Annotated in this window: 6 protein-coding genes; 2 read left to right on the plus strand and 4 right to left on the minus strand. The window is 37.2% G+C overall.

The genetic code is table 11. The features are described 5' to 3' along the window. Window positions 1-5 precede the first annotated feature (5 nt). Window positions 6-2375, minus strand: a complete 2370-nt coding sequence (locus K1I43_RS14025) for an EAL domain-containing protein (protein WP_019417033.1) — start codon at window positions 2373-2375, stop codon at window positions 6-8. Between the two features lie 197 nt (window positions 2376-2572). Between K1I43_RS14025 and K1I43_RS14030 the strand changes: the two genes are divergently transcribed. Continuing rightward, entirely contained in the window at window positions 2573-3922 is a 1350-nt protein-coding gene (locus K1I43_RS14030; RefSeq protein ID WP_019417032.1) for a PDC sensor domain-containing protein, read from the plus strand. After that, window positions 3894-4538: a methyl-accepting chemotaxis protein gene (locus K1I43_RS14035; RefSeq protein ID WP_157966501.1), complete on the plus strand. Its 645-nt coding sequence runs from the start codon at window positions 3894-3896 to the stop codon at window positions 4536-4538. The genes K1I43_RS14030 and K1I43_RS14035 overlap by 29 nt, the downstream gene beginning before the upstream one ends. Window positions 4539-4559: 21 nt before the next feature. Here the strand turns inward: K1I43_RS14035 and K1I43_RS14040 are convergent, their stop codons facing one another. The 3 genes from K1I43_RS14040 to K1I43_RS14050 are packed head-to-tail and all read right to left on the minus strand — an operon-like array spanning window position 4560 to window position 7127. Next, complete coding sequence (locus tag K1I43_RS14040; protein WP_019417030.1) at window positions 4560-5780, minus strand: EAL and HDOD domain-containing protein; 1221 nt, start codon at window positions 5778-5780, stop codon at window positions 4560-4562. Between the two features lie 15 nt (window positions 5781-5795). After that, window positions 5796-6356 (minus strand): response regulator transcription factor, encoded by a 561-nt coding sequence (locus K1I43_RS14045; protein WP_019417029.1) that lies wholly within the window; start codon window positions 6354-6356, stop codon window positions 5796-5798. Window positions 6357-6413: 57 nt separating this feature from the next. Then, window positions 6414-7127 (minus strand): HD-GYP domain-containing protein, encoded by a 714-nt coding sequence (locus tag K1I43_RS14050; protein WP_255572256.1) that lies wholly within the window; start codon window positions 7125-7127, stop codon window positions 6414-6416. Window positions 7128-7181 lie beyond the last annotated feature (54 nt).

The raw sequence follows: 7181 nt of genomic DNA on the forward strand, positions 1-7181 counted from the left end.
CCGAGTTACATCGGGGATTTTATTATGTTTTGTAATGATGCGATTGTGCTTGGAAGTTGTTCAAGCGAGACCGGACGGCTAAAATAAAATCCTTGTAATTGTTCGCACTGTTTTTCAATTAAAAACTGCGCTTGCTGCGCTGTTTCGACTCCTTCGGCCGTCACCGTTAGCTGTAAATTGTGCGCAAGCGAAATAATGGCGCTGACAATTTCTTTACTTTTGTCATGATTGACGATGTTTTGAACGAATGAACGATCAATTTTCACTTCATCAATGGGGAAGCGATTTAAATATTCAAGCGACGAGTAGCTGACGCCAAAGTCGTCTACGGCAATGGAAAAACCGAGCTGTTTTAAACGTTCTAACGTTTTTGCAACATGTTCAGGATTTTTAATCATTGTTGTTTCGGTAATTTCAAATATAAAACAAGAGGCGTCGCAACCTTCTTCTTGTAAAATATGTTGAATATCTTCAAATAGTTGTTCGTCTAGCAATTGTTTGGCTGATAAGTTGACAGCGATTTTCATACAGCCCGTTGTATGTTGGCGCAAAAACGCAAGATCGCGACACGCTTGACGCAACACCCATTTTCCGATGTCGTAAATGACGTTCGTTTCTTCCGCCATTGGAATAAATTCAGCGGGACTGACAAAGCCGAACTGAGGATGTTTCCAACGGACGAGCGCTTCGACCTGACATGAACGAGTACGGACATTAATTTTCGGCTGGTAGAGCAAAAAGAGCTCGTTGTTTTCTACTGCGAGCGGAAGAGCGTTTTCAAGCTGGATTTTTCGGGCAAAAGCGTTCGACATATGCGGTTCGTACGATCTCACGACGTTCGTTCCTTCCATTTTCGCAAAATATAGCGCTTTTTCCGCATTGTTTAACAACGTTTCTGCACATAATTTTGCATCGTATGCGTAGCCGACACCGATATGCATGCCGATGCGAATTTGTTGTTGAGCAATCGAATAAGGCTCGATGAGCACTTCTTTTATCATGTTGGCGAATTGTTTTACTTCTTCTTGGCTTCCGTACGAAAGAGCAATGGCAAATTGATCGCCCGTTATTCGCGTCCACATCGCTTTTGGATGTATCGTGTTGTGAAGGCGCATGCCTACTTGTTTTAATAGCTCGTCACCATTTTCATGGCCGAGAAAGCTATTGATAAATTTAAATTGATGTATATCAACTAACAGAACGGCGACACCTTCGTGCGTAAAAAGAAGATCAGTTAACTTTTCTATAAACTCTGTTCGATCTATATATACTTTTTCTTTTTCGTGTACAACGATCGGTTCACTTGGTTTAATGATCATCAGTTCAGTCCTGTTTGTTTCGTACGGGAACGGGAGGATGTCGATTTGTACAGGAATTGTTTCGCCGTCGATTGCTGTGATGGTTGGCTCCGGAACGGTATGAATCCATTGGTGGACTGGCTTGTTTCGTACGTCTTCGATCGTTGATGCTTTGAACATACGGAGGGCGACTGCATTCGCATACGTGATTTGTTCATCTGTACAAATCATAATCGCCTTAGGAAATGTTTCTACGACATGACGATGTAATTTTTCACTTTGTTGTAATTGTTTTTGCGTTTGAATGAGATCGGTAATATTTAAAAGGCTAGCAAAGCCCGCGATAATGTTTCCGTCTTTGTTGAATAAAGGAGATGCGTTTACAGAAACGTATATCGTCTCACCGTTTCTTGTTTTCATCGTTAGGCGAATGGCGTGCAATGGTTTTCCTTCGCTTAATCGTTGCAACGTTTGATGAATATTTTCTTTATATACAGGAATGACATCGAAAAGCGTTTTCCCGACAATGTCTTTTTGTTGCAATCCAAATAAACGTTCTGTTTCTTCGTTGACGCGAATAATATGTCCGAATAAATCGAATAAAATAAAAGCTTCTTGCGAGTGGGTAAATAAAGAATCAATTAATTGTTGTGCTTCTTCTAGCTGTTCTTCTTTTTTTAGCATATCGGTAATTTCACGCGTACATGCGACGATATATGATACTTCATTTTTTTCGTTCAAAATAGGAATTAACGTAGATTCCGCAAAGCGTATGTCATCTTTTACGTTCATCCGATCGCGAAAGGAGACGAGCGACTTTGTTTTGCATGCTCTTATATATTGAAAGTTTAAATGATTTGCGACATGTTCATCATACACATCTTCGATACATTTTCCCATATCTTCTTCGCTTAAATTCGCTAAATGAAGGGCTGTCGGACTGACGCGCACGTAGCGAAACCGCGGTCCTTTTTCCACTTTCATTAAAAAAACGATATCGAACAATTGATCCATCATCTGAAATAGCAACTGTTCATTTGAGAAAAGAGCGTGTGGCAAGCGTATTTTTTCTTCCACTTCTAACGCCCCTCCTTTTACATAGAAAAATAGAATATATGTCTATTATTGTCGAAAGATGTCGATTTTTCAATATATAAAAATAGAGATAAATATTTTATTTAAAATGTATCATAATCGTCAAAATTACCTACTTTTATTACATACTTATTTTATTTATGATAATACATATAAAAACATTGGTGAGGGGGAACACGATGAAAAGCGTAAGGGGAAAGCTACTGTTAGTCATTATGCCTCTTGTCATTATTTCTTTATTTTTAGTGGCATATTTGAATCATCAAAAAGCGAAACAATTTTTAGAAGAACAATTTGAACAGACAGCTAAAGTAGAGCTTGGACGATTACAAACAGCAGTTAATCAATGGATTGATGACCATCGTAAGCTGATTGAAGGATTGAGCAGTGAAGGCGGGTGGAATGTTGTTGAGCTACAAGAAAATGAGACAAGGCTTGCTCATATTCAAAAAACGTGGTCAACATTTGAGCTGATTGCTGTTGCTGATCGGAATGGAAAGGCGTACGCGAATGGAAAAGAATTGTCGATTAGTGACCGACCGTATTTTCAAGAAGCTTTAAAAGGGAAAACGTCCATTTCTGATGTGATCGTTTCACGTGCTACCGGGGAGAAAGTCATTGTCATTGCTTCTCCGATTCGGGAAAAAGGAGAAACTATTGGTGTGCTGTTAGGGACAGTAAAGACAGAAGAAATAACAAATTTAGTGATTCACGTGGATGTTGGGAAAACGGGGTATGGATATTTAATTCAAAAGGACGGTGTATTAATTGCACACCCGAAAAAAGAATATGTATTAGAGAAAAATTTATTGCATGAAAAAAATGATCAACTCGTTTCGTTGTTAAGACGCGCATTAGATGGCAAAAAAGGAATGGGGATATATGAGTTCGAAGGTGTGGAAAAATACGCGTTTTATGCCCCAATTAAGCAAACGGGATGGGGGCTTGTGCTTACTGTGCCTGTCGCTGAAGCAACGGAAAAGTTGTACTATTTAGCTATTTTATCGTTTGTTACTGCTGGAGTTGTTGTGTTATTTGCCGGCGCTATCATTGTTTTATTTGCTTCACGCCTCGTTCGTCCGCTGCAAAAATTAAGTCAATTAACGAAAGAAGTAGCAAGCGGCGACTTAACAGTAACGATCGACCATCGAAGCGAAGATGAAGTAGGACAGCTCGGACAATATTTTCAACAAATGGTTCATCATATGCGACATATGCTACAACAGTTGCACGATTCAGCTGAGCAGCTTCGTCAATATGCTCAAACGTTTGTTGTGGCAAGTGACGAAACGAAGCAAACGACAAACCAAGTGGCAGTGACGATGAGCGAAATGGCCCACGGCTCAACAGCAATCGCACATTCCGTTCAAGATGTAACAGAACGAGTGAATCGCATGATGAATGAATTACAGCGATTAATTGAAGAAGCTGAAAATATGGAGAAAGCGATGGCCAGAAGCAAAGCAAGTGTCGGTAAGAGGAGAAGCGATTTTGCAAACGATGAGCGAAGCGATGATGTCGGCTGCTAGACATTCAAGCGATGCTGTCGAAGCGATGAAACGATTAGGCGAGCGTTCGAAAGAAGTAAGGGAAATAGTCAATGTCATTACCCATATTACATCGCAAACGAATTTATTAGCGTTAAATGCTTCGATTGAGGCGGCACGAGCGGGCGAAGCGGGGAGAGGTTTTGCCGTTGTAGCAGGAGAAGTGAGAAAACTAGCAGAGGAAACAGAAAAAGCAACAGATAAAATTGCGCAAATGATTCAACAAACACATCACGATACAGAACAAGCGATTGCGATTGTCACGGAAGGAAATGAAGTAGCGAATCTTGCTTTTGAACGCGTAGATGAAGCGAAGCGAGCGTTTCAACATATTGCCCAAAACTTAACACATACGAATGAAATGAGCAATCAAGTGATGGCTCGTATTCGAACAGTGCAAAACGATGGACAAACGATTGTTGAACATATGCAAGATGTAGCAGCTGTCACAGAAGAAGCATCCGCGAGCATTGAAGAAGTCAGTGCAGCGACAGAACAACAAGCGGCAGCAGCGCAACAAATTTTCGAACAAGCGAAACAAGTCGAACAGCTAGCTGATGAATTGACAGGGATGATGAATAAATTCAAAGTAAAATAAAAAGGCTTATGAAAAGCCTTTTTATTTTACTTTTATATCTTTTTGCAATTCAACAACCCATTCAATACTTTGTTGATAAATCGCAAATGCTTTGGATAAATCAATGTTTAAAGTAGTTGTTATCTCTTTTAATTTATTTGTATCGTTTGTTTCTAGTGCAATGACAAGATGATACAAAATGGAGTAAATACACGGTTGTCCATTCAGACCATGTTGAATCGCTTCATCGACATGTAATTCTTGCAATATTTCTTGTAGTGGGCGTTGAAGCAATAAATCAAGCGATGAACAAATTCCCATAAAAAATAAAACGTCTTTTTCATCGCGCAAGTGAATGAGATCTGCTAATTGTTCGAGCGTTTTGGCACGTATTAAACTATTTACAATGATTTCGTTTTTAAACGGTTCGTTTGGTTCTTGTAATGTCAACACAGTTAACCAACTTTTTAAGTGGTTTGTTCCTAACAGCACAGCAGCGTGGCGAATGGATTTGATTTTCGGTGCCTTAGACAAGAAAAACGAATTGACCGTTTTTAATAAACGATATGCCAAAGAAGGATCGCTTTCGATGATTTGAACGACTTCTTCAAAATGAACTTCATTTTTGTTCATTTGTTTTATTAAATTGAGTTGGGACGTGTAAGAAATTTTAGGTAAAACTTTTTCTTTTATAACAATCGGTTTACTAAAAAAAAATCCTTGAAAATAATGAAAGCCCTCTTTTTTTGCACTTTCCAACTGCTCTTTTGTTTCAATTTTTTCAGCAAGTAATTTGATGTTGTGTTGCCCAATGTAACGTTTAAAGTGCTCATTATTTGTTTGTTTAGAAAAATCGATTTTTATAATATCCACATACGGAAGAAGTGGGATATATTCATTCGAACATATAAAGTCGTCAAGCGCAATAGTATATCCCTTTTCTTTTAATTTTTTGCATATGTGAAGTAATTCGTTTGAATAAGGAATGGATTCTAAAATTTCAACAACGATCAAATGTTTTGGAAAATAAAAAGGTAGCCCTCGCTTTAACAATGTTTCAGTAAAATTGATAAAACATCGAGCGCCGTTTGTTAATCTTTCTATACCTATATTCATAAAACTATTTACTAGTACATCGATCGTTGCACGGTCTCCATCGATAGCATTGTAGATGTTTTGCTCCCCGCTTCGATACAGCAATTCATATCCAATCACTTCATCTTTTCTGTTTAAGATCGGTTGTCTTCCAACGTAAATGTCCATACGAATCCCCCAAATTTATAAAAAATGATTAAATTTTGCGATAAGTTGAGAACGACGCTTGACGTCAAGTTTTTGGAATAAGTTATTTACGTGGTTTTTGATTGTATGTTGACTTAAAACGAGCTCTTGTGCGATTTCTTTGTTGCTGTATCCTTTCAAAATAAGGAAAAAAATTTGTTTTTCTCTTTCTGATAGCTGTTGGATTTCCAATGCGAACAACTCTTCTATATATTTTTTTTGAATAATAAGGGAAACTGTTTCAATTAAGCAAGTGATGTAATGATGAGCGTCATTATGATATGGATATGAAACAAACAACAACGCTTGGCAATTTTTCATTTTTGTTTCTATAGGAAAAACCATCAAATGAACTAATCCATATTTCAATAAGATTGGTTGTGAAATGTCGGCAGTCTGTTTTTTTAAATAAGATTCATTTTTATAAAAAAAATATTTTATGTCTTCCGATGAATCGTATGAAAAAATAATTTCTCCATCAATAATAAGAATTACTGGTTGACTGATAAAGTGTTCAAAACAAGAAAGTGTAGTTTTTAATAAGTGGATACAGTTCAATGAAAAAATCCCCTTTCCGTGCAAGAAAAAAGCGATACGAAGGTGTGCTTCTTATCGCTAATTTATTATATTCATTTCTTTTTTTGTGAATAAATCTATCAATTTATTTAATATATGCTCGTCCCATTTAATACCACTTTCCCTCTTTAATATGTGAATCGCTTCATCTTTGCTCTTCTTTTGTCGATAAGGTCTTGTTGACATTAATGCATCGAACGCATCTGCAACAGAGATAATTTTAGCCATAATTGGAATTTGCTTATCTGTTAATCGATTAGGATAACCTGTTCCGTCTAAGTGTTCTTTATGAAAAAGAATAGCATCAAGAATGTCTTTATCTTTTATTTGAAAAACTGTTTCAGCAAAAAAATAGCTCATATTCGGATATTCCTTAATGAATGAAAATTCATCTTTAGATAACGCCTCGTTTTTTAATAAAATATAGTCAGGTATACCTATTTTACCAATGTCGTGAAGAAGGGCAGCTTGGTATAAGCTGTTTAATTGACGATCTTGCAAGCCAATTAGCTGCCCAATTTGTAGGCAATAATAAGCAACGCGTCGTGAATGATCAGCAATATATTTATGTTCATCGCTTTTATTTTCAATTTTTGCTAGTAGCCGTAAAGCTTTTTTTGTTGGATCATTGTACGTATTTAAAGTATGAGTGAGAATAGAAAATTCATCAATATACACATCTGTAGTTGAGTAATTTTCATTACAATAATTACCATTTAAAAAGAGACAAACGGGGTACTCCTTATGCCACATGGAGCTGTTTTTTCACGGCATCAATGGGAATATTTTGTTTCGCTGCGCCGTAGA

It is taken from the genome of Anoxybacillus sp. ST70, assembly GCF_019553625.1.
Classification (GTDB): domain Bacteria; phylum Bacillota; class Bacilli; order Bacillales; family Anoxybacillaceae; genus Anoxybacillus; species Anoxybacillus gonensis.

Coding starts and splice junctions, on each gene's coding strand:
- K1I43_RS14030 (WP_019417032.1), top strand. CDS start 2,573: ATGAAAAGCGTAAGGGGAAAGCTACTGTTAGTCATTATGCCTCTTGTC.
- K1I43_RS14035 (WP_157966501.1), top strand. CDS start 3,894: ATGAGCGAAGCGATGATGTCGGCTGCTAGACATTCAAGCGATGCTGTC.
- K1I43_RS14040 (WP_019417030.1), bottom strand. CDS start 5,780: ATGGACATTTACGTTGGAAGACAACCGATCTTAAACAGAAAAGATGAA.
- K1I43_RS14050 (WP_255572256.1), bottom strand. CDS start 7,127: ATGTGGCATAAGGAGTACCCCGTTTGTCTCTTTTTAAATGGTAATTAT.